The sequence below is a fragment of the Arthrobacter sp. B2I5 genome (genome assembly GCF_030816735.1).
Lineage (GTDB): Bacteria > Actinomycetota > Actinomycetes > Actinomycetales > Micrococcaceae > Arthrobacter.
In genome coordinates this window covers 4,542,950-4,564,821 of record NZ_JAUSYF010000001.1, presented here as the reverse complement: position 1 = coordinate 4,564,821, position 21,872 = coordinate 4,542,950, and the positions used below count along the sequence as shown (strand labels likewise).

Below are 21,872 nucleotides of genomic sequence, written 5' to 3'. Positions count from 1 at the left end.
CCGGCAGGGCGGGGAATAGAAACAACGAGTAAGATAGTTACTGAAAGCAACTATCGCTGCTTATATCCCTTCCTTTCCCTTGGAGCACCCATGTCCAAAGCCACTGCCGCGCCCCGCGCCGGAGAAGTCCTGACGCAACGCCAGATCGTCACCGTCATGGTGGGCCTGATGCTGGGCATGTTCCTGGCATCCCTTGACCAGACCATCGTCTCCACCTCCATCTACACCATCGCCAATGACCTGGACGGGCTCTCCCTGCAGGCGTGGGCCACCACGGCGTACCTGATCACCTCCACCGTCAGCACGCCGCTGTACGGCAAGCTGAGCGACATCTTCGGACGCCGCCCGCTGTACCTGACCGCGATCGTCGTCTTCCTGGTGGGCTCGCTCTATGCCGGCTCGGTCCACTCGATGACCGAACTCGCGGTTGCCCGCGGCATCCAGGGCCTGGGTGCCGGCGGCCTGCTGGCCCTGGCGCTGACCATCATCGGCGACATTGTCTCGCTCAAGGACCGCGCCAAATTCCAGGGCTACTTCATGTCCGTGTTCGGCATCTCCTCGGTCCTGGGCCCGGTGGTGGGCGGCGCGTTCGCCGGTTCCTCGAACATCCTGGGCTTCGATGGCTGGCGCTGGGTCTTCTTCATCAACATCCCCATTGGCCTCGCCGCCCTGACGGTGGTGTTCCTGTTCCTGCACCTGCCGGCGAAGCACCTGAAGCAAAAGATCGACTACTGGGGCGCCGCCGCCATCACCGTGGCCATTGTTCCGCTCCTCCTGGTGGCTGAGCAGGGCCGCACCTGGGGCTGGACCTCGGTGAACTCCTTCCTCTGCTACGGCCTGGGCGTGGTGGGCATTGCCTGGTTCCTGCTGGCTGAAAGGCGTGCCGGAGACTACGCCCTGATTCCCCTGCGGCTCTTCCATAACGTCACGTTCGGGCTGTCCTCGCTGCTGAACTTCATCATCGGCATCGGCATGTTCGGCGCCATCGCGATGCTCCCGATGTACCTCCAGCTGGTCAAGGGACTCACCCCCACCGAGGCCGGCCTGATGATGATCACCTTCACCGTGGGCATCCTGTTCGGCTCCATCACGGCAGGCCGCACCATCTCGGCCTCCGGCACGTTCCGCATCTTCCCCATCATGGGCACCGGCATCCTGACCGCGGCCGCCCTGGTGATGGGCTTCTCCCTGGCAGTGGACACCGAACTCTGGGTTCCCGGCCTGATCGCCGTGTTCTTCGGCGTGGGCCTGGGCTTCTGCATGCAGCCGCTCACCCTGGCCATGCAGACCTCGGTGCCGCCGCGGGACATGGGCGTGGGGACCTCCTCCGCAGCCTTCTTCCGCTCCATGGGCGGCGCCGTGGGCACTGCCGTCTTCATCTCCATGCTCTTCAGCCTGGCTGCCAGCCGGATCGCCGACGGCATGAAGACCGCCGCCACCGATCCCGCCTTTCTGGCCGTCCTCAAGGACCCTGCCGTCGCGTCGGACCCCGCCAACGCCAAGCTGTACGAGTTCTTCAAGAATGGGGCGTCCAACGATTCCCTGAACGACACGAGCTGGCTGCACACCGCCAACAGCACGCTGACCAGGCCCATCACCGAGGGCTTCGCCACGTCCATCGACACCGTGATGCTGACGGCGGCGGCGCTCACCGGCCTGGCGTTCCTCATCAGCTTTGCCCTTCCCCGCAAGAAGCTGACCGACCAGAAGGCATCCCCGCAGGACAGGGACAGCATGGAGATTCCGGCGCACTGACCCGGGAGCGCAGGGAACGGACGACGACGGCGGCACGGCCCGCCGTCGTCGTCCTGCGTTTAAGGGGCAACAGGCGCCAAGTGGAACCTCGGGCGGTGACGTGCCACACTGTTTAGCGCGTGTGCGCCGGCCCCTCTGGCCGGTACCGCAGCCGACGACGTCCGCACCGCATCCATAAACCCCCAAACCCAGGGAGAACCATGCCCACTGCACAGGAGCAGACCACAACCGGGATACCGCGGCGGGTGATCTGGCTGGCGCTCGCGGGGGCGGTGGGCGGATTCCTCTTCGGCTTCGACTCATCAGTGGTCAACGGAGCCGTGGACGCCCTGAAGGAGGAGTTTGCGCTCTCCGAGGCCGTCACGGGCTTCGCCGTGGCCATCGCCCTGCTGGGCTGCGCAGCCGGCGCCTTCCTGGCCGGTAAGGTGGCAGACCGCTACGGCCGCATCCCGGCCATGAAGCTGGGCGCGCTGCTCTTCCTGGTCAGCGCCGTGGGCACTGGCTTTTGCTTCGGAGTGTGGGACCTGATCTTCTGGCGCCTGGTGGGCGGCCTGGGCATCGGGTTGGCCTCCGTCATCGCCCCTGCCTACATCTCCGAAATTTCGCCGCGGAAGGTGCGCGGACGCCTGGCGTCGCTGCAGCAGCTGGCCATCACCACGGGTATCTTCGCCGCGCTGCTGTCCGACGCGCTCCTGGCCACCAGTGCCGGCGGCGCGGACCAGGCCTTCTGGCTGGGCATTGAATCATGGCGCTGGATGTTCCTGGCCGCCGCCGTTCCGGCCGTCGTTTACGGCTGGGTTGCCTTCACCCTGCCCGAGTCCCCGCGGTTCCTGGTGTTCCAGGGCAAGGAGGACCAGGCCCGGAAGGTCTTCGAGTCCATCGCGCCCTCGGAGGATGCCGACCGCCACATCCGGGACATCCGCGAAGCCATCGAGGAAGACAAGCTGGCCGGCCAGAAGGGGTCCCTCCGCGGCAGGACGTTCGGCCTCCAGGCTGTGGTCTGGGTGGGCATCACGCTGTCGGTCCTGCAGCAGTTCGTGGGGATCAACGTGATCTTCTACTACTCCACCACCCTGTGGAAGGCCGTAGGGTTCCAGGAGAAGGACTCCCTGGCCATCTCGGTGGCAACCTCCATCACCAACATCCTGGTCACCCTGGTAGCCATCGCCCTGGTGGACCGGGTGGGCCGCCGGCCCATCCTGCTGGCCGGATCCGTGGGCATGGCCGTGTCCCTGGGCGCCATGGCCCTGGCCTTTTCCTCTGCAACGGGCAGCGGCGAGGACATCAGCCTGCCGGGTGCGTGGGGTCCCGTGGCCCTGGTGGCCGCGAACATCTTCGTGGTCAGCTTTGGCGCGTCCTGGGGGCCGCTGGTGTGGGTCCTCCTGGGCGAGATCTTCCCGTCCAGGATCCGCGCCCGGGCGCTGGGCCTTGCCGCCGCGGCGCAGTGGGTGGCCAACTTCGCGATCACCCTCAGCTTCCCGGTCATGGCCGCGGCTTCACTGCCACTGACCTATGCCATGTACGCCCTGTTCGCTGCGGCGTCCTTCTTCTTCGTCATGTTCAAGGTCCCGGAGACCAACGGCATGTCCCTGGAGCAGGCGGAGACCCTGTTCGTGCCCAAGGGTTCAGCCAAGTAACGCCCCATCACTTTTGGCGGCCTCCCCCGGGACGCCCCATCAGCTTTCGCAGGAAAACAACAAACCCTCCATCATTTGACGTGATGGAGGGTTTGCTGTTTTGCGGCTGCTTACACGACGTGCGGCTCGTGCGAGGACAGGTAGGCGCGGCCGCCGAATGCCACCAGGATGGCGATGGCCATGGCCACCGCCCCGGCAAAGAACGGAACCTGGGGGCCAAAGTGCTCACCGAGCTGTGCCGCCGCGAACGGGGCGAGGGCGCCGCCCATCCAGCGGACAAAGTTGTAGCCGGAGGAAGCCACCGGCCGCGGCGAATCAGAGACGCCCATGGCCAGTTCCGTGTAAATGGTGTTGTTGATGCCCAGCAGCGCACCGGCAGCAATGACCAGGACGACGACGGCCGGCACCGAGTGCCCCGCCGCGAGTCCCAGCCCGGCCAGGTCCAGCATGAGGACGAACAGCGTACCGGTCAGTACCTTGACGGCGCCGAAGCGGCTCTGCAGGACCGGCGCAACGAAGACGGAGAAGACGGCCACGGCCACACCCCAGCCGAAGAAGACGCCGCCGATGCCGTAGGCGTCCATGCCCAGGATGAACGGGGTGAAAGCCAGGATGGTGAAGAAGCCGTAGTTGTAGAACAAGCCGCTTGCCGCCGTCGTCCGCAGTCCCTTGTGGCCCAGCGCCAGCAGGGGGTCCCGCAAGCGAACCTTGCGCTCTGGCAGGGGCGTTTTGGGCAGGAGCGCGATCAGGGCAATGAAGGCGGCGGCCATCAGGACCGCGGTGCCGAAGAACGGTGCGCGCCACTGCCAGCCGCCCAGGAGGGCGCCGAGCAGCGGGCCGAGCGAGATGCCCAGGCCCAATGCGGCTTCGTAGAGGATGATGGCGGTGCCGGCGCCGCCGCTGGCCACGCCCACGATCACGGCGAGCGCGGTGGCGACGAACAGGGCGTTGCCCAGCCCCCAGCCAGCGCGGAAGCCCACGAGTTCACTGACGCTGCCGGACAGGCCGGACAGCGAGGAGAAGACGACAATCACGGCCAGTCCGATCAGCAGCGTCCGCTTGCCGCCGATCCTGGAGGAGACGAACCCGGTGATCAGCATGGCCAGCGCGGTGACCAGGAAGTAACTGGTGAAGAGCAGGGATACCTGGCTGGGGCTGGCGTCCAGGTTGATGGCGATGGCGGGGAGGATGGGGTCCACTAGCCCGATGCCCATGAAAGCGAACACTGCGGCGAGGGCGGTGGCCCAGACCGCCTTTGGCTGCTTGAGGAACGAGGCCTTTTCGGCCTTCAAGGTTGTTTCTGGTGCTTGCAGGGTTTCTGCGAGCTGGCCGTCCATGGAGGGTTCTCCTAAGTTCGTGGCTGGTTCAGTTCAGTTCTGGAGGGAGGCGTTGATTTTGTCGATGACCGGCAGGGCCGCAGCCAGGGCTTTGCGGTCCTGGTCGGTGAGCGTGCCCAGGATCCCGGCCATCACCTGGTTGCGGCGCCGGTTCGCGGAGTCGACGGCGGCGCGGCCTTCGTCAGTCAGGATCACCCGGACAGCGCGGGAGTCCGCCGGGTCCGGCTCGCGGCGGGCCAGGCCCGCGCGCTCGAGCTTGATGATCTGTTCCGTGGCACTGGGCACGCGGACTCCGAGGTTCCGGGCAATCTCGCCGACGCGCTGGCCCTCGCCGAGCATCATCTTGAGGGTGCTGAGCTGGGACGCACTGAGTTCGCCGTCCCCGTCGAGGCGGCGGACCAGGTAGACGCTGTGGCGCAGGGCTTCTCGGAAGCCGCTGGCGAGTTCCTGCAGTTGGGAGTCGTCGTCATTCATCGTTAGGTAGCCTAACATTTAGGGTACCTAACATGCAAGGGGTTAGAGCGCCAGTTTCATGCCGACATGGCTGGCGTCAAAGCCCAGCTGCTCATAGAACCGATGGGCCGCGGTGCGGCTCTTGTGGGTAGTCAGCTGCATCAGGTTGCAGCCGCGCTTCCGGGACTCCTGGACGGCCCATCCCACCATCAGCTTGCCGATGCCCTGCCCGCGAAGGGACGATGCCACCCGGACGCCCTCCAGCTGCGAGCGCCACGCCCCCTGCCTGGAGATTCCGGGGAGGAAACTCAGCTGGAACGTCGCAACCACCGGCCCGGCTTCTTCGCCGGGAGCCACCAGTTCGCCCACCAACAGCAGGTGGGACGGATCGGCGTCGATCGCTGTGAAGGCCCGCTCGTAGGGCTCCATGTCCATGGCTGCTTCGCGGCCGGCGCCCAGGGCATCATCCGCCAGCAGGCGCACCATGGCGGGCAGGTCGGCCTGGTTGGCATGGCGGAGCCGGAAGGTCCCGCCGTCCACATCGGCGGTGAGCAAAGCGGCATCCGTATTCTGGTTCACCCGCCCAGCTTTGCACAGGATCTGCGCGGGGGTTCGGGAAAAACGCTTCAAAGGTGAGCGGGCGTTGGATGAGGCGCGGCAAAAAGGGCGACGCCGGCACTCGGCTGAGTGCCGGCGTCGCCCTCTCTGCAGTACGTCGATTGGTTCGGAAGGCGGACCCGGTCAGGCGGGGGTGTCGGCCATTTCCGCCTGCCGCTCCTCCACAAGGGTGGCAACGGCGGCGAACAGCGGGTGGCCAGGCGCCAGCCCTGTGATCCTTTCGGTGGCATCGGCGGGGCTGGTCGATGCCAGGATGCCGGCAAGCTCGGTGGCCTCGGCATCAGCGGGGTCATTGAACCGGAGGGCTGCCGCGATGGCACCGAGCAGGGCTTCCGGCACCACGCCGCGTTCTGCCAGTTCGGCGGCCGGGCCGATGAAGCGCTCGTTCCGGCTCAGCTTCCGCAGTGGAGCCCGCCCTACGCGGTTGACGGTGTCCGGCAGGTACGGGTTGGAGAACCTGACCAGGATCTTCTGGACATAGGCTTCCTGCTCGTCGTTGCTGAACCCGTGCTTGGCCACCAGGAGCTGCTTGGTTTCCTCCAGCACGGCCCGGACGTCCTCGGCCACGTCCTGGTCCGCCATGGCGTCGGAGATCTTTTCCAGGCCCGCCTCGAACCCGAAGTATGCCGCCGACGCGTGGCCGGTGTTCACGGTGAACAGCTTCCGCTCGATATAGGGCGAGAGGTCGTCCACGAACGTTGCGCCGGGGATCGCGGGAGCGGAGTCACCGAAGGCAGTGCGGTCGATGACCCATTCGTAAAAGGTCTCCACGGTGACGTCCAGGCCTTGGCCGGCTTCCTGGTTGGGCACGATCCGGTCCACCGCGGTGTTGGCAAAGACGGCTTTGTCGTCCAGGACTGCGGCGGTGGCTCCCGGCTGGGCCGCCACTTCCTTGGCCAGGATGTCCGTGGCATTGATCGCGTTCTCGCAGGCCATCACCTGCAGGGGCGCCCGGCCGGGCTCCCGCGCAACGATGCCCTTGGCGATCACGGGCGCCACGAACTTCAGGATGTGCGGACCCACCGCGGTGGTGACGATGTCCGCCGTCGCGATCTCTGAGACCAGTTCCGCTTCCTGGGCGTTGGAGTTCAGCGCCCGGAAGTTGTCCACGGTGCGCACGGCGGGGTTCTCCCCCACCTCGTGCACGGCGTAGCTGTCCGCTTCCTTGAGCCGGTTGATCAGGTCCTCGGCCACGTCCGCGAACACCACTTCGTAGCCGGCGTCATGCAGGAGCAGCCCCACGAAGCCGCGGCCGATGTTGCCGGCCCCAAAATGTACTGCCTTCACTATGCGTTGACCTTCCCGAAGAGTTCCAGGACTTCATCCTCGGACGTGGCGGCCTCGAGCCGGGCGACCTGTTCCTTGTTGGTGAAGACCTTGGCGATGGAGGACAGGATGTGCAGGTGCTCGTTGTTGATGCCGGCAACGCCCACCACGAACTTGACCTGCTTGCCGTTCCAGTCAATGCCTTCCGGGTAGCGGATCACGGACACGGCTGACTTGCGGATGTGGTCCTTGGCGGCGTTGGTGCCGTGCGGGATGGCCAGGAAGCTGCCCATGTAGGTGGACACGGATTCTTCCCGCTCGTGCATGGCGGCGATGTAGCCCTCATCCACAGCTCCGCGGGCCAGCAGCAGCCGGCCGGCCTCGTCAATTGCAGCGTCGCGGCTGGTGGCCGAACCGCGCATGACCACGCTCTCGCGGGCCAGGATGTCGGAGCTTCCGTTCGTGGAGGCTGCGGCGGCACCTGCTCCGGCAGGGGCTGCGTCCACCGGGGCATCGGCGGCGTGGGCGCCATGGGTGGTGCCGGCGTCGGACGTTCCACCCTCGGTGTTGCTCTCGCGGACCAGGTCCACGATCTCCTCATAGCGCGGGCTGCTCATGAAGTTGTCCACGGAGTAGTGGACGGCGCTGGAGGTGGCGGGCTTGGCCCGTTCGGTCAGGTCCTGGTGGGTGACCACGACGTCGTACGTGTCGCTCAGGTTCGCGATGGAGGCGTTGGTGACCTTGACGTCCGGGAAGCCGGCCGCCTTGATCTTGTTCCGCAGCACTGAGGCGCCCATGGCGCTGGAGCCCATGCCGGCGTCGCAGGCGAACACGATGTTGCGGACGGGGCCGGCCAGGACGCCCACTCCGCCGCGGCCTGAGGCGGCACCGGCGGAAGCCCCTGCACCGGTGAGGGTGGAGGACACTGAGCTCTTCTTGCCCTTCATGGCCTCCATGCGGGCGGTGGCGTCGCCCAGGTCGGCTTCGTCGCTGTGCTTGGTGGTCTTCATGATCACGGAGGCCACCAGGAAGGATGCCGTGGTGGCGAGCAGCACCGACAGGATCACGCCGAGGTAGCTGTCACGGGACGTCTGGGCCAGCACCGCGAGGATGGATCCCGGGGCGGCAGGGGCAACGAGGCCTGCGCCGGTGACGGCCAGGGTGGCGATGCCGGTCATGCCGCCGGCGATGGCCGCCAGGATCAGCAGCGGGCGCATCAGCACGTACGGGAAGTAGATTTCGTGGATGCCGCCCAGGAAGTGGATGATCGCAGCACCGGGGGCCGACGCCTTGGCGGCACCGCGGCCGAAGAACATGTAGGCCAGCAGGATGCCCAGGCCGGGACCCGGGTTGGCCTCGAGCAGGAACAGGATGGACTTGCCCTGGTCCAGGGACTGCTGGACGCCCAGCGGGGTGAGCACACCGTGGTTGATGGCATTGTTCAGGAACAGCACCTTGGCAGGTTCGATGAAGATGCTGGTCAGCGGCAGGAGGCCGTTGTTGACCAGGAACTGCACCACGTTTCCGGCGGCGGTGCTGAACGCCGTCACCAGTGGCGAGATCCCGAAGAAGCCCAGCATGGCGAGCAATGCGCCCCAGATGCCGGCGGAGAAGTTGTTGACCAGCATCTCGAAGCCGGGGCGGATCTTGCCGTCCCACAGCATGTCGATCTTCTTCATGGTCCAGCCGCCCAGCGGGCCCATGATCATGGCACCGATGAACATGGGGATGCCGGCGCCGACGATCACGCCCATGGTGCCGATGGCTCCCACCACGCCGCCGCGGACGTCATAGACGTTCTTGCCGCCGGTGTAGCCGATCAGGAGCGGCAGGAGGTAGGTGATCATGGGCCCTACCAGGCCGATGTTGGGCTTGCCGCCTGTCTCACCGAACCCACCCAACTGCGGAACGGGCAGCCAGCCCTTCTCGATGAAGAGGGCGGTGATAAGGCCCCAGGCGATGAACGCCCCGATGTTGGGCATGATCATGCCGGACAGGAATGTCCCGAACTTCTGGACGTGCACGCGCGCGCTGGTGCGGGGTTTTGCAACTGTCTCTGTTGCCATGTGATTTCCTAACCTTATTCCTGCTGCTCCGCAGGAGTGGTCCGATGATTACGACGACGTACTGCTGGGTACTACGGGGGTTGCGGGGCTAACCGGCGGGGCTGGTGGAGATCCGGTGCAGCCATTCGAGGAAGAGCTTGAGTTCCGAGCTGGAAAGCTGGTCAGAGTGCGAAGCCTGAAGTGCGGCGTTCAGGGCGATCGCTGCCACCACCACCGAGGACTTTCCGGTGCCGCCCGGGGCCGGGCCGCTGGCGGGCTCGGCGGACACCGCGAAGATCATGGCGTCCCGGGTCATGGTGGACAGTTCAAGGTTGCGTTCGGAAGCGGGCTCCGCAATCAGCATCAGCGTCACGCCCACATTGGCCGCCAGGATGGACCTGGCTGCCTCCCTGGGCTGGACGTTCAGCTGGCCCGCCGCCGCTGCCTTGTTCAGCATCTCCTCCATGAGCGCCTCGGCGTCTGCCACGATGGCAGGCCGGCTCTCCGGACGGATGTTGCCGAACATCACCAGGTACAGCTCGGGCTGGTTCAGCCCGAACTGGACGTGGTTGTCCCACATTCTCCGGATGTCCTCGATCGGCTGCCCGGAGGGGGCGAAATCCCTTTCGCCCGCGACATATTCTTCAAACCCTGCGGCGACGACGGCGTCGAACAGACCTTCCTTGTCACCGAAGTGGTGGTACAGGGTGGGCGCCGAAACCCCCGCCAGCTGGGTGATCTGGCGGGTGGACACCGGAGCCCCCGCGGATTTTGCCAGCAGTTCCGCGGCAGCACGGAGCAGCCGCATTTTGGGGGGAAGCTGGCCATCCAAACTCATAACCGCTACCCTAGCACCTATAGCGTTGCTATATGAACTGAATCACATACAATTTTTTCAGGCACGTTTCCCGCCCTGGACGTAGCAGTCCCCGGGCGGACCCGGCACGGCGCCGGAGAACTTGGCGGGCCTGTCTACCGGCAGAGAATGAGGACCTTCAGTGCAGAACTTCCCAGGAGTAGGCGTCAGCCCAGGCCGCGTCATCGGCACCGTCCGGCAGATGCCCAAACCGATCAGTGAGCCTCCCGCCGGTGAACAGCTGGCCCCGGGCACCACTGCCGAGGAAGCCACCGCGGCACTGAAGGCAGCCTCACAGGCCGTGCACGACGAACTGAAGGACCGCGCCGCCCATGCCACCGGCGACGGCAAGGCGGTCCTGGAGGCCACCGCGCTGATGGCCAAGGACACCATGCTGATCAAGGGGGCAGCCAAACTGGTGGCCCGGGGCACCTCCGCCGAACGCGCCATCTGGGAATCCGGTTCCTCCGTATCCGAGATGCTGCACAACCTGGGCGGCTACATGGCCGAACGCGCCACCGATGTCCTGGACGTGCGTGCCCGGATCGTGGCCGAACTCCGGGGGGTTCCAGCACCCGGCATTCCCGCCTCCAACACTCCGTTCGTCCTGGTGGCAGAGGACCTGGCCCCCGCGGACACCGCGACCCTCGACCCGAACAAGGTCTTGGCGCTGGTCACCGCAGGCGGCGGCCCCCAGTCGCATACGGCCATCATCGCCCGGTCCCTCGGCCTGCCCGCAGTGGTCGCCGCCGTGGGCGTGGACGAGCTCCCGGACGGCACCGAGGTGTACGTGGACGGCGCGGCCGGCCTCATCACCTCCGGGCCCGACGAATCCCTGCGGGCAACAGCGGAAGCATGGGCTGCCACGGCGTCGCTGCTGGCAGAGTTCACCGGCACGGGCGCGACGGCGGACGGCCACGAGGTGCCGCTGCTTGCGAACGTGGGCGGCGGCAAGGACGCCGAAGCGGCCGCCAAGCTGGGGGCCCAGGGCGTGGGCCTCTTCCGCACTGAGTTCTGCTTCCTTGAACGCGATACCGAACCCAGCGTCGAAGAGCAGGCCGCTGCCTACAAGAGTGTCTTTGATGCCTTCCCGGGCAAGAAGGTGGTCCTGCGCACCCTGGATGCCGGCGCGGATAAGCCGCTGCCGTTCCTGACGGATTCCACCGAGCCCAACCCGGCCCTCGGCGTCCGCGGCTACCGCACGGACTTCACCACTCCGGGCGTGCTGGACCGGCAGCTGGAAGCCATCGCGCTGGCCGAGAAGCAGTCCCAGGCCGATGTCTGGGTCATGGCCCCGATGATCTCCACGGCGGAAGAAGCGGCCCGGTTCGCTTCCATGTGCGCCGATGCCGGCATCAAAACCCCCGGCGTGATGGTGGAGGTCCCGTCGGCAGCCCTGACCGCCGAGTCCATCCTCCGCGAGGTCGGTTTTGCCAGCCTTGGCACCAACGACCTCACCCAGTACGCCATGGCCGCAGACCGCCAGCTTGGCCCGCTGGCCAACCTGAACACCCCGTGGCAGCCTGCCGTCCTGCGCCTCGTCGGCCTCACGGTTGAAGGATCCCGCGCGGAGGGCCACAACAAGCCCGTGGGGGTCTGCGGCGAGGCTGCCGCCGATCCCGCCCTCGCCGTCGTCCTTACCGGCCTTGGCGTCAGCACCCTGTCCATGACGGCACGCTCCCTCGCCGCGGTGGCAGCAGTCCTGAAGACGGTGACCCTGTCCGAAGCCCAGGACCTGGCCAAGCTCGCCCTGTCCGCGCCGAGCGCCACCGAGGCGCGGGCGTGGGTCCGGGAAAAGCTGCCGGTACTGGAGGAGCTGGGACTCTGACGCGTCCGCGGCCAGGCCGGCCGCGGCCGGGATAGGCTACGTCCATGGCACTGATAGCCCCCCGCGTCACGGCCGGCCTGCCTGCCGGCGACGCCCGCAGCCTTGCGCGCGCCCTGGCGGACAGCAATGACATCACCGTTTTCGTGGACGGCACGGTCCACCGCCTGCCCGGGCAGGCCCGGGACGCCGTCGTGGATCTTCTCGCCCGGCTCAGCCGGGGCGAAACGGTGACCGTGAGCAGCGTGGAGGAAATGCTGACCACGTCCCAGGCGGCCGAGCTTGCAGGCATCTCGCACACCTACCTGCGGAACATGACGGACCGCGGTGAGATCCCGGTGGAGTACCGCGGCTCGCACCGGCGGATCCGGACAGCTGACATCATGGCCTGGCTCGAGGCCCAGAAACTCGCAGAACAAAAACGCCGGCATGACAAGACCGCCGGGGCCGACGCCGCCGGCACGGGCGAGTAGTGCGCATCGCCTTGCCCCGGGCCCGGAAGGAGCCGCTGAGGTCAGCCGACGTGGAAGCCGACGGGCTCCAGGGCCGCATCCTCTGGGCTGACGGTACTCCTGCGCCGGGAATGGAGAGCGCCGGCAGCCAAGCCGCGCCCGCCTACATCCTTATCCACGGCATCGGAGTTTCCCACCGCTACCTGCGGCGCCTGCACAACGAGCTCGCCGCCGTTGCCCCCACCTATTCGCTGGACCTGCCGGGTTTTGCCGGCACCCCCAAGCCCGGGCGGCAGCTGTCCGTGGAGGACTACGGCGCGTTCATCGCGCAGGCATTGAAGGCCTGCGGCATTGGCCCGTACGTCCTGGTGGGACATTCGATGGGAGTCCAGTTCGCCATCGAAGCCGCGCTCTACGCCCCGGAGCAGGCGCGCCGGCTGGTGCTGATGGGTCCGGTCGTGGACTCGGAGCACCGCAGCGTCCGGCGGCAGGGCCTGGCGCTGTTCCTGGACTCGCTCCTGAGGGAAAGCGCCTCCTCCAACTGGCTGGTCTTCTCGGACTATTTCCGCTGCGGCCCGCGCTGGTACTTCACTGAGCTGCCCGTCATGATGGCCTACCCCACCGAACTGCGGCTGGCGGGCATCAACGTGCCCGTGCTGGTCCTGCGGGGTGATCACGACCCCGTGGCGGGCGCCGACTGGTCGCTCCGGCTCTCGCAGGTTGTGCAGCAGGGAAGCCTCGTTGAGATTGGCCGGGCAGGACACGTGGCCCAGCACCTGCGGCCCCGGCAGGTTGCGGACGCCATCAGGTCTTTCGCCGAAGCTTCCGCCTAGCGCCGGATTGCGGGCCTCAAATCCTGGGCCTCCCCGCCCAGCGCCGCATCTTGAGGGCGGCGTGCAGTTCCAGGCGCAGCATGCCCTTCAGCGGGTCCACCCCCAGCAGCTGCCGGATGCGGCCCAGCCTGTTGTAGATGCTGCTCCGGTGCAGGTGGAGCCTGCGGGCCACGTCCTGCACTGAGCCGTCGTTGTCATACAAGAGTTCAAGGACCGGGATGAGTTCGTCGTTGCGGTCGTGGTCCTCAAGCATGCGGAAGTAGACCGAACCGGAGTCCGCCCAGGCCCCGACACCTCCCCCGGCCGACGCGAGAAGCTGGTAGACGCCCGTTGCGCGGCAGTCCACCAGCTCGCCCAACTGCGGGTCCACCGCCGCTGCCTGCGCCGCCACCCGGGACTGCCGGTATGCCTCCGACAGCTGGCGGGTCTTCGAGAAGCCCTCGCTGATGCCCAGGATGATCCGGTGGACCGGGCGGCCGGACCGCTTAGCAAGCTCCAGCTGGTAGTGGACCAGGACCTGCGCGTGGTTGGCCCGGCCCGTGGACTCGCGGAACAGCACCACGGAATGCGTCTCCGTTCCGGCGCTGAAAAGGGCGGCGTCCACGCCAACGGTTGCCTGCAGCGCGGTGGAGCGGTGGATCAGGGTGGACGCGATGGGGTCCGGTCCGCTGGCCCAGCCGTCCGCATCGAGCACCGTAACCATCTGCCACGGGCCCCGGCCCTGGACTTCCTTCCAGCCGGCCACGGCGGCCACGGCGTTGGGTTCCCCGGCACAGGCGGCGAGGAACTCCCGCTCGCGGCCCCGCCGGAATTCGGATTCGGCTGTGTTCGAGTCGAGCAGGAGGCCCGAGAGCAGCTCAAGCTCGTGGTTCACGCCCGGCAGCTGGGTGAGAATCGCCGTCGGGCTTTCCTCCGCGGAGTCCTGCTGCACCCAGAGGTAGCCCACGCGGAACCCGCGCACCATGAGCGGAACGCAAACCCGGCCCAGCATGCCCAGGTCGGGGTTGGCGGGAACCACAACGGGCCGCACGGCGGTGGCGATGCCGTGGGAGAGCTGCCAGGCGCTTACGTCCGCCGGGACCTTCTTGCTCAGGAGGAAGTTCACCCGCACCCGGTCCGCGTGGGACTGGTTGGAGCTGTAGGCGAGCAGCAGGCCGTCCAGGTCCTCGAGGGAAAGGCCGCGTCCCAGCTTCTGTGCCACCTGTTCCACGAGCTGTTCCACACCCTGCTGCTGCATGGGCCCACACTACTGCTCCGGAAGCCCGGTGGACGAACGGACACGAGGCGACACCTGACGCTTCGCGGTTCGACAGATGTCTAGCCGGCGGCGGCAAAAACCGCGGAATTCCGCGGCTTCTGGTGCGGAGCTTCGGGCTCACGCATGTCACGTGGCTCACAGGCGGATTTATCGTTGAAACACGAAATCCTTCCGTTTTACGGCCCACCGGCCTCACACCCTGGAGCAGACGATGATCATCGGCGTCCCCAAAGAAATCAAGAACAACGAGTTCCGCGTGGCCATCACCGCGGCCGGCGTCCACGAGTTCCTTACTCACGGGCACACCGTCCTGGTGGAGCGCGGGGCCGGCCTGGGCTCGGGCATTACCGACGAGGAATACTCGATCGCCGGTGCCGAAATCGTCAACGAGGCCGATGACGTCTGGGCCCGCGCGGACATGGTCATGAAGGTCAAGGAACCCATCAAGGCCGAGTACCACCGCTTCCGGAAGGGCCTGATCCTCTTCACCTACCTGCATCTGGCCGCCGAGCCGGAACTGACCAGGGAGCTCATCAACTCCGGCGTCACCGCCATCGCCTATGAAACAGTGCAGGAGGGCCGGTCGCTGCCGCTGCTCGCCCCGATGTCCGAGGTTGCAGGCCGCCTGTCCGTCCAGGTGGGTGCCACCTCCCTGATGGCTCCGGCCGGCGGCAAGGGCGTCCTGCTGGGCGGCGTGCCCGGCGTGCGCCCCGCCAAGGTGGTTGTCCTCGGCGCCGGCGTGGCCGGCACCAACGCCGCCGCCATGGCCCTTGGCCTGGGTGCCGACGTCACCATCCTGGACATCAACATCAACCGCCTGCGCGAACTGGACGCCCAGTACCAGGGACGGCTGAAGACGGTCGCTTCCAACAAGTACGAGATCGAAAAGTCCGTGGTGGACGCAGACCTGGTCATCGGTTCCGTCCTGATCCCAGGCGCCAAGGCCCCCAAGCTGGTCACCAACGACCTCGTGGCCCGGATGAAGCCCGGCTCTGTCCTGGTGGACATCGCCGTGGACCAGGGCGGCTGCTTCGAGGACACGCACCCCACCACGCACCAGGAACCCACGTACAAGGTGCACAACACCATCTTCTACTGCGTGGCCAACATGCCCGGCGCCGTGCCCAACACCTCCACCTACGCGCTGACCAACGTCACCCTGCGCTACGCGGTGTCCCTCGCCAACCTGGGCGTCAAGGCCGCCTTCGACCGCGACCCCGCCCTCGCCGCCGGCCTGAACATTGCCGCCGGCCACGTGGCACACCACTCCGTATCCGAGGCCCACGACCTGCCCCTCGTTGCCGACTGGCACGAGCTGGTTTCGGCCTAGTCCACTCCATCGATTGCTCCGTACTTGTCGTTTTGAACCTCCAGAACGACACTTATGGAGCAATCGATGAGTCTTTTAAGCAAGTTCCCGGGCGGCCTCGATGATTTTGAGAACCTCGACGGCGTCTTCCGGGTTTACTGGGAGCGGCTGGGGTGATGCCGGGCCGCCGTCGAGGATCTTCTCCGCAAGGAGCCGATAGAACTCCGGGTAGGCGCCGCGTTCGGTGGGGAGGCGGTCCAGGTGGCCGTCGCGGCCCAGGAGGCCTGCCCATTCCGGCGCTTCCTGGCCGTAGGCGGGGTCCAGGGGACTGCCGCCGGCTGCGATGTAGGGCTCCTGCGGATCCACGCCGTTCTTGGTGAAGCCGCCGATTGAGCCCAGCACCCGGAAGCGCGGACCCTGCTGAGCGCACAGCATGTTCATGGTCAGATGGCTGGTCACACCGGAATCATGCCGGAGGACCAGGAAGACGTCGTCGTCCGCCCGCTCGTCGGACCGCCGGGCCTTCAGCTCCGCATGCATGACGGTGGCCGGGCCAAACAACTGCAGCGCCTGGTCGATCAGGTGGCTGCCGAGATCGAACAGGGTCCCTCCCCCGTCGGCGGCCGTGGCCCGCGCCTTCCAGGCTTTGGCGATGGCCGGGGACCAACGCTCGAAGCGGGACTCGAACCGGGTCACGTTTCCAAGGGCCTGGGCGGCCAGGAGCTTCCGCAATGTGAGGAAGTCGCCGTCCCACCGGCGGTTGTGGAACACCGTGAGCACCCGGCCCCGCTGCCGCGCCAGCTCGATCAGTTCCTGCCCCTGGCTGCTGGTGACCGCGAAGGGCTTGTCCACCACCACGTCCAGCCCCGCCTCCAGCGCCGCCCTTGCCAGCGGATAGTGCGTCGCGGGCGGCGTCGCCAGGACCACCAGGTCGAGGTCGGCTGCCCGCCCCAGGACGGCATCGGCGTCGCGCACCACTGCCGCGCCCGGAAGCCGGGATGCGGCAGCCGCGCTCCGGCCGGCGTCGGACGTGGCGACGCAGTCCAGCGAGTAATCGCTGTTGGCCGCCAGCAACGGCACGTGGAACACGCTGCCGGCAAGCCCGTAGCCGACGACTGCGGTACGGATGGTGCGGGGGTTGCCTTCAGTTCCGGTCATGAAGGCTACGCTACCCCCGGGCCCGGCACCGTTGGACAGGAACCGTTAAACGCCGAAGCCGGCACCCCTGGTCACCAGGGATGCCGGCTTCGGTTAAGCGGCTACAACCGGAGGGGTTACTTCTTTTCCCAGCCGATGGTGGTCCAGTCCGGAACCTGCGAGGTGCTCTGGAACAGGGACGGGCCATAGTTGGCCAGGCCGGTGCGGACGAAGGAGATCTGCGGGCCGTTCATGACCACGCCCATGGAGAAGTACTTCGCCATGTGCTCCTTCTCCACGTCCATTGCGGCCTTGTTGCGGGCTGCGTTGTCCTCGATGGAGGCAAGGTCCGCGATCTTCTTGTCCAGCTCCGCGTCGCCCAGCTTGTTCTCGTTGGTCTTGGAGTCGTAGTACTGCTTGACGGCGTCGGTGGCGTCCGCGCCCACGGTGTAGCCGGAGACGCTCATGTCGAACTCGCGGGAACCGAGAACCTTGCCGAAGTCGGCGGAGGCGCGCTGGTCGATGCCCACGTCCATGCCACCTGCCTGGAGCTGCTTCTGCAGGGTCTGGGTGAAGGCGAGGGTGGTGGGATCGTCACCGAAGTTGCTGATCTTGAAGGCCGCGGGCTTGCCGTCCTTCTCCATGATGCCGTTGGCGTTGGCCGTGTAGCCGGCGTCGGTGAGGACCTTCTTGGCAGCGTCCGGGCCGGTTTCCTTGACCGGGTAGTTGTCCTGGTAGTACTCGGAGAAGGGCAGCAGCATCATGGAACCGGAGCTGGGCTCTTCCCAGTTCAGGCCGTTGAAGCGCACCTTGCGCAGGGCTTCGCGGTCCACGGCGGCGAAGATGGCCTTGCGGACGTTGACGTCGGTAATGCGCTGGGCGTTGAGATTCATGCCGCCTGCGAAGAGACGCTGGCCGCGGCGGACTTCTGAATTCTTGCTGCCGTCGAGCTGCTTGTAGAGGGAGATGGTGTTGGCGGACATGGCGTCGATCTCGCCGTTCTTGAAGGCCGCGATCTGCGCGCTGGTTTCAAGCTGGCGGAAGGTCACGTTGGCCAGTACCGGCTTGGTGCCCCACCACTTGTCGTTGGGCACCAGGGTGACCGTCTTGGCGGCGGTGTCGTACTGGTCGAGCTTGAAGGGACCTGCCATCCACTCGGGGTGCATGTTGCCGTTGAAGCCCTCGTTGAAGACCTCCGGGGTGTTGACGGCAGGGTGGATGAGACCGAAGAAGAGCGAATCCACCGGGAAGACCGGGCGGCTCGTCTTGACGATGACTTCCTTGTCGCTGCTGCCTGCCTCGACGGAGTCAACGAATTCGTAGGCGCCCGAGCTGACGATGTCGTAGCCTGCGTCCGGGCTCTTGAGGATGTTCCAGGTGTTCTTGAAGGCCTTCACGTCGATGGGCGTGCCGTCGTTGTACGTTGCCTTGGGGTTCACCTTGATGGTGATGGTCTGCTTGCCGTCCTTGACCTCGCTGTCCACCGACTCACAGAAGTCGGTGTTGGGCGTGACCTTGCCCTTGAAGTCCACTTTCCAGCACCCGCCGACGCCGCCGCTGTTCATGGCAACCGGGTTCATGGGGACCTGCAGGGCCGAGTTGTCCGCGCTGTTGCCGTTGTTGGAGAACCCGTTGAAGTCGGGCCCGATGTTGCCCAGCGGCAGGGTGACCTTGCCGCCCTGCTGAAGGTCCGCCGCAGGCTTCTCGTTGATGCTGATCAGCTTGGACAGGTCGCTGCCTGCCTCCTGCCCCTTGGCTGTTTCGGGCCCGCTGGCACCGCCGCCACCGCCGCAGGCCGTCAGCGCCAGGGCCGCAGCAACGGCTGCAGCTCCGCCGATCCTGTTCAGTTTCCTCATGGTTTTCCCTTCATTGGTGCGAGTGGTGGTGCGTGTGGGTCGATAAGTTTCAGGGGGCATGGTGGTCCGCCGTCTCGTGGACCACCAGCATGTCTTCATCCAGTTCGCCGTCCGGGAAGAAGCAGGCGAACTGCTGGTCCGTGGCGGACGCCGCTGCTTCCAGGGGCGGTTCCAGGGTCAGGCATTTCTCCTGCTTGGCCGGCGGCAGCGCCGCGAAGACCGGACAACGGGTGGCGAAGTTGCAGCCCTTGGGCGCCTGCAGCGGTGAGGGCAGGTCGCCCTGCAGGATGATGCGTTCACGGGTGCGTTCCAGCTGGGGGTCCGGCACGGGGATGGCGGACAGGAGGGCCCGTGTGTAGGGGTGGCGGGGGTTGTCGAACACCCGGTCCACAGCGCCAATCTCCACGATCTTGCCCAGGTACATCACTGCCACCCGGTTGGAAATGTGGCGCACCACCGAGAGGTCATGCGCCACGAGCAGGTAGCTCAGGCCCAGTTCGGCGCGCAGGTGGTCCAGCAGGTTGATCACGCCGGCCTGGACTGAGACGTCTAGGGCCGAGACGGGTTCGTCCAGCACCACCAGCTTGGGGTTAACGGCCAGTGCGCGGGCGATGCCGATGCGTTGGCGCTGTCCACCGGAGAACTGGTTGGGGAAGCGGTTCACGTGGTCCGGCTGCAGGCCCACGAGCTTCATCAGCTCCATGATCCGCTTCCTGATGACAGCACGGTCCATGCCCGCGTTCTGCAGCGGTTCGGCAAGGACTTCATACACCGTGAACCGCGGATCCAGGGCGCCGGTGGGGTCCTGGAACACCATCTGCAGCTCGCGCCGCATTTTCGCTTTGGTCTTCGAATCGGCCGCCTGCTTGTTGCTGAGGCCGCCGATCACCACCTCGCCATCCTGGTCCGCGTGGAACTCCATGATTTCCAGGAGCGTGGTGGTCTTTCCGGACCCGGACTCGCCCACGATCGAGAAGCATTCTCCCTCGCGGATATCGAAGCTCAGGCCGTCCACCGCCTTGACGGTGCCGATCCGGCGCTTGATCAGGGCACCCCTGGTGAGCGGGAAATGCTTCCGCACATCCTTGAGCTGCAGGACAGTGGACCGCTCTGCCCGGGGAACTGCGTCGAAGCGGGACACCGGCACCGGCGGGGCGGCGAACACGTCGTGGACGTCCACGTCCCCGCCCAGGGCCTCGGACTTGATGCAGGCCGCCCGGTGCAGCGCCCCGCCGTCGACGGGTGCCAGGGCGGGTTCGCCGTCAAGGCAGGCTTCCGAGGCAAGGGGGCAGCGGGGAGCGAACGAGCACCCGGTGGGGGGGTGGAGCAGGTTGGGCGGCATCCCCTCGATGGGAACGAGCGAGGACTTCTCCGCCACGTCAACCCGGGGCACGGCGCCGAGCAGGCCCATGGTGTACGGCATCCGCGGGTTGTAGTAGATGTCATCCACTGCACCGGTTTCCACCGGCTTGCCCGCATACATGACCATGATGTCGTCAGCCATGCCGGCCACCACGCCGAGGTCGTGCGTGATCATCACCACTGCGGCACCGGTCTCCTCCTGCGCCGTGTGGAGCACCTCAAGGACCTGGGCCTGGATGGTGACGTCCAGGGCCGTCGTCGGCTCATCCGCGATCAGGACGCGGGGGTTGTTGGCGATGGCGATGGCAATCATGACACGCTGCCGCATGCCCCCGGAGAACTCGTGCGGGAAGGCCTTCAGCCGTTCCCTGGGGCTGGGGATTCCCACCATGGCCAGAAGCTCGACGGCGCGGGCTTCCTTTGCTTTCCTGCTCATGGAGGGGTGGTGGATGGTCAGCGCTTCGATGATCTGGGTGCCCACCGTGAACACGGGTGTGAGGGAGGAGAGCGGGTCCTGGAAGACCATGGCGAGCTCGTTCCCGCGGTATTCGCACATGGCCTTGTCGCTCAGCCCCAGCAGCTCCCTGCCCTTGAGCCGGACGGAACCGGAGACCTGGGCCGTGGGCGGAAGGAGGCCCATGATGGCCAGCGAGGTCACTGATTTTCCGGAGCCTGATTCACCGACGATTCCCAGGGTTTTGCCGGGCATCAGGTCGAAGTCGACGCCCCTGACGGCGTGGACCACGCCGTTCTCCGAACTGAACCGGACGTTCAGGTCACGGACGGAGAGCACGGCGTCGGTTGGGGCGTGCAGACCCGCCACGTGCAGGCGCTCCACGTCTGACCGCGCGGGTTCCATGGCTCCGGTGGTGGTTTCGCTGCTCATGCCGTCTTCTTTTCCGCGCGGATGGTCCGCGCCTTGGCCTTCTTGGCTTTGCCGGTGGAACTGGAGCTGGGGTCGAACGCGTCCCGCAGGCCGTCGTTCATCATGGCCAGCGAGCCGGTCAGCAGGAACATGACGGCCAGCGGCACCCAGAACATCCAGGGGAAGGTCTGCACCTGGGACGTCGCGCCGCCGATAAGCACGCCGAGGCTCACGTCCGGGACCTTGATCCCGATGCCAATGAAGGAAAAGGCCACCTCCGCGAGGATGGCTGCGGTGACGCCGCGGGTGATGTCCAGGATCAGCAGCGAGCCGATGTTCGGCACCAGGTGCCGCCAGACGATCCGGCGCGGCGGGACACCCATGTACTGGGCTGCCTTGACGAAGTCCCGCTGCATGAGGGACATGGACATGGAGCGGATCAGCCGGGCGGTGCCCATCCAGCTGAACACCAGCAGGACAATGATGAGCAGCAGCCAGGAGGGAAGGTCGCGTTTGAGGCCGGCGCCGCCGCCGCTGGTGGCCACGGCCACCACCAGGAGCGCCGGCATCATGATCAGCGCCTCCAGGATGAACAGCATGACCTTGTCCACCTTGCCTCCGAAGTAGGCCATGCTGCAGCCGTAGACGGCCGCAATCAGGACCGACACCAGGCCCACCACCAGGCCGATCAGGATGGAGATCCTGGTGCCTTCGACCGTCATGGCGTACAGGTCGATGCCCGCCTGCGACGTGCCGAGGAAGTGGTCGGCCGACGGTGGCATCCCGATGTTGAAGGGGTCGATGGTTTCCTTGTCCCACGGGGTGAAGAACCCCCCGATGAACGAGAACACCGTGAGGGCCACGAAGATGGCCAGGCCCGCCACAGCGGTCTTGTTCCGCAGGAAGCGGCGGAAAATGATGGTGTTCTTGCCAATGACGACGTCGGCGCTCTCCAGGTGCGCGTCCTGCGCCACGGCTGCCGGGTCAACGGCGTTCAGGTTGGTCATG

Annotated in this window: 17 protein-coding genes; 6 read left to right on the top strand and 11 right to left on the bottom strand. The window is 66.6% G+C overall.

Going from position 1 to position 21,872, the window contains the following annotated elements:
• Positions 1–90: 90 nt before the first annotated feature.
• Both QFZ60_RS21245 and QFZ60_RS21240 read left to right on the top strand, forming a co-directional pair.
• Positions 91–1,755: an MDR family MFS transporter gene (locus QFZ60_RS21245; RefSeq protein WP_307093052.1), complete on the top strand. Its 1,665-nt coding sequence runs from the start codon at positions 91–93 to the stop codon at positions 1,753–1,755.
• Positions 1,756–1,955: 200 nt separating this feature from the next.
• Complete coding sequence (locus tag QFZ60_RS21240) at positions 1,956–3,392, top strand: sugar porter family MFS transporter (RefSeq protein WP_142118412.1); 1,437 nt, start codon at positions 1,956–1,958, stop codon at positions 3,390–3,392.
• Positions 3,393–3,502: 110 nt separating this feature from the next.
• Here QFZ60_RS21240 and QFZ60_RS21235 read toward each other — a convergent pair whose 3' ends face one another.
• From QFZ60_RS21235 to QFZ60_RS21210, 6 genes are all read right to left on the bottom strand, one after another.
• Positions 3,503–4,729, bottom strand: a complete 1,227-nt coding sequence (locus QFZ60_RS21235) for an MFS transporter (protein WP_307093049.1) — start codon at positions 4,727–4,729, stop codon at positions 3,503–3,505.
• A 33-nt stretch (positions 4,730–4,762) separates the two neighbouring features.
• The gene (locus QFZ60_RS21230; RefSeq protein ID WP_307093047.1) at positions 4,763–5,203 is read right to left on the bottom strand and encodes a MarR family winged helix-turn-helix transcriptional regulator; all 441 of its coding nucleotides are present in this window, start codon (positions 5,201–5,203) and stop codon (positions 4,763–4,765) included.
• A 42-nt stretch (positions 5,204–5,245) separates the two neighbouring features.
• Complete coding sequence (locus tag QFZ60_RS21225) at positions 5,246–5,737, bottom strand: GNAT family N-acetyltransferase (RefSeq protein ID WP_307093423.1); 492 nt, start codon at positions 5,735–5,737, stop codon at positions 5,246–5,248.
• A gap of 186 nt (positions 5,738–5,923) precedes the next feature.
• Positions 5,924–7,087, bottom strand: coding sequence for a mannitol-1-phosphate 5-dehydrogenase (locus QFZ60_RS21220; RefSeq protein WP_307093046.1), 1,164 nt, complete (start codon positions 7,085–7,087; stop codon positions 5,924–5,926).
• Entirely contained in the window at positions 7,087–9,132 is a 2,046-nt protein-coding gene (locus QFZ60_RS21215; RefSeq protein ID WP_307093045.1) for a PTS mannitol transporter subunit IICBA, read from the bottom strand. Before QFZ60_RS21215 ends, QFZ60_RS21220 begins: the two co-directional genes overlap by 1 nt.
• An 88-nt stretch (positions 9,133–9,220) precedes the next feature.
• Positions 9,221–9,949, bottom strand: a complete 729-nt coding sequence (locus QFZ60_RS21210; RefSeq protein WP_026265838.1) for a TetR/AcrR family transcriptional regulator — start codon at positions 9,947–9,949, stop codon at positions 9,221–9,223.
• Positions 9,950–10,109: 160 nt separating this feature from the next.
• Between QFZ60_RS21210 and ptsP the strand changes: the two genes are divergently transcribed.
• The 3 genes from ptsP to QFZ60_RS21195 are packed head-to-tail and all read left to right on the top strand — an operon-like array spanning position 10,110 to position 13,077.
• Positions 10,110–11,795 (top strand): phosphoenolpyruvate--protein phosphotransferase, encoded by a 1,686-nt coding sequence (ptsP, locus tag QFZ60_RS21205; RefSeq protein ID WP_307093043.1) that lies wholly within the window; start codon positions 10,110–10,112, stop codon positions 11,793–11,795.
• Positions 11,796–11,839: 44 nt separating this feature from the next.
• On the top strand, positions 11,840–12,265 hold the full coding sequence (locus QFZ60_RS21200) for a helix-turn-helix domain-containing protein (protein ID WP_307093040.1): 426 nt from the start codon (positions 11,840–11,842) through the stop codon (positions 12,263–12,265).
• Positions 12,265–13,077 carry an alpha/beta fold hydrolase gene (locus tag QFZ60_RS21195; RefSeq protein WP_307093039.1) on the top strand — a complete coding sequence of 271 codons (813 nt, stop codon included), beginning with the start codon at positions 12,265–12,267 and terminating at the stop codon, positions 13,075–13,077. The genes QFZ60_RS21200 and QFZ60_RS21195 overlap by 1 nt, the downstream gene beginning before the upstream one ends.
• Before the next feature lie 16 nt (positions 13,078–13,093).
• Here the strand turns inward: QFZ60_RS21195 and QFZ60_RS21190 are convergent, their stop codons facing one another.
• Positions 13,094–14,314, bottom strand: a complete 1,221-nt coding sequence (locus QFZ60_RS21190) for a PucR family transcriptional regulator (RefSeq protein ID WP_373427703.1) — start codon at positions 14,312–14,314, stop codon at positions 13,094–13,096.
• A 232-nt stretch (positions 14,315–14,546) separates the two neighbouring features.
• Here QFZ60_RS21190 and ald point away from each other — a divergent pair, with 232 nt between their 5' ends.
• Positions 14,547–15,665 (top strand): alanine dehydrogenase, encoded by a 1,119-nt coding sequence (gene ald / locus QFZ60_RS21185; RefSeq protein ID WP_142118425.1) that lies wholly within the window; start codon positions 14,547–14,549, stop codon positions 15,663–15,665.
• A gap of 75 nt (positions 15,666–15,740) precedes the next feature.
• On the opposite strand, the gene QFZ60_RS21180 is transcribed toward ald, so the two are convergent.
• From QFZ60_RS21180 to QFZ60_RS21165, 4 genes are all read right to left on the bottom strand, one after another.
• The gene (locus QFZ60_RS21180; RefSeq protein WP_307093037.1) at positions 15,741–16,802 is read right to left on the bottom strand and encodes a Gfo/Idh/MocA family oxidoreductase; all 1,062 of its coding nucleotides are present in this window, start codon (positions 16,800–16,802) and stop codon (positions 15,741–15,743) included.
• 116 nt (positions 16,803–16,918) lie between these two features.
• Positions 16,919–18,637, bottom strand: coding sequence for an ABC transporter family substrate-binding protein (locus tag QFZ60_RS21175; RefSeq protein ID WP_307093035.1), 1,719 nt, complete (start codon positions 18,635–18,637; stop codon positions 16,919–16,921).
• A gap of 49 nt (positions 18,638–18,686) precedes the next feature.
• Positions 18,687–20,885 carry an ABC transporter ATP-binding protein gene (locus tag QFZ60_RS21170; RefSeq protein ID WP_307093032.1) on the bottom strand — a complete coding sequence of 733 codons (2,199 nt, stop codon included), beginning with the start codon at positions 20,883–20,885 and terminating at the stop codon, positions 18,687–18,689.
• Complete coding sequence (locus QFZ60_RS21165) at positions 20,882–21,871, bottom strand: ABC transporter permease (protein ID WP_307093031.1); 990 nt, start codon at positions 21,869–21,871, stop codon at positions 20,882–20,884. The genes QFZ60_RS21170 and QFZ60_RS21165 overlap by 4 nt, the downstream gene beginning before the upstream one ends.
• Between the last annotated feature and the right edge of the window lies 1 nt (position 21,872).

What these genes read in the sequence shown, in the direction of transcription:
- QFZ60_RS21245 (WP_307093052.1), top strand. Translation starts at nt 91, where the DNA reads ATGTCCAAAGCCACTGCCGCGCCCCGCGCCGGAGAAGTCCTGACGCAA.
- QFZ60_RS21240 (WP_142118412.1), top strand. Translation starts at nt 1,956, where the DNA reads ATGCCCACTGCACAGGAGCAGACCACAACCGGGATACCGCGGCGGGTG.
- QFZ60_RS21235 (WP_307093049.1), bottom strand. Translation starts at nt 4,729, where the DNA reads ATGGACGGCCAGCTCGCAGAAACCCTGCAAGCACCAGAAACAACCTTG.
- QFZ60_RS21230 (WP_307093047.1), bottom strand. Translation starts at nt 5,203, where the DNA reads ATGAATGACGACGACTCCCAACTGCAGGAACTCGCCAGCGGCTTCCGA.
- QFZ60_RS21215 (WP_307093045.1), bottom strand. Translation starts at nt 9,132, where the DNA reads ATGGCAACAGAGACAGTTGCAAAACCCCGCACCAGCGCGCGCGTGCAC.
- QFZ60_RS21210 (WP_026265838.1), bottom strand. Translation starts at nt 9,949, where the DNA reads ATGAGTTTGGATGGCCAGCTTCCCCCCAAAATGCGGCTGCTCCGTGCT.
- QFZ60_RS21200 (WP_307093040.1), top strand. Translation starts at nt 11,840, where the DNA reads ATGGCACTGATAGCCCCCCGCGTCACGGCCGGCCTGCCTGCCGGCGAC.
- QFZ60_RS21190 (WP_373427703.1), bottom strand. Translation starts at nt 14,314, where the DNA reads ATGCAGCAGCAGGGTGTGGAACAGCTCGTGGAACAGGTGGCACAGAAG.
- ald (WP_142118425.1), top strand. Translation starts at nt 14,547, where the DNA reads ATGATCATCGGCGTCCCCAAAGAAATCAAGAACAACGAGTTCCGCGTG.
- QFZ60_RS21180 (WP_307093037.1), bottom strand. Translation starts at nt 16,802, where the DNA reads ATGACCGGAACTGAAGGCAACCCCCGCACCATCCGTACCGCAGTCGTC.
- QFZ60_RS21175 (WP_307093035.1), bottom strand. Translation starts at nt 18,637, where the DNA reads ATGAGGAAACTGAACAGGATCGGCGGAGCTGCAGCCGTTGCTGCGGCC.
- QFZ60_RS21170 (WP_307093032.1), bottom strand. Translation starts at nt 20,885, where the DNA reads ATGAGCAGCGAAACCACCACCGGAGCCATGGAACCCGCGCGGTCAGAC.
- QFZ60_RS21165 (WP_307093031.1), bottom strand. Translation starts at nt 21,871, where the DNA reads ATGACCAACCTGAACGCCGTTGACCCGGCAGCCGTGGCGCAGGACGCG.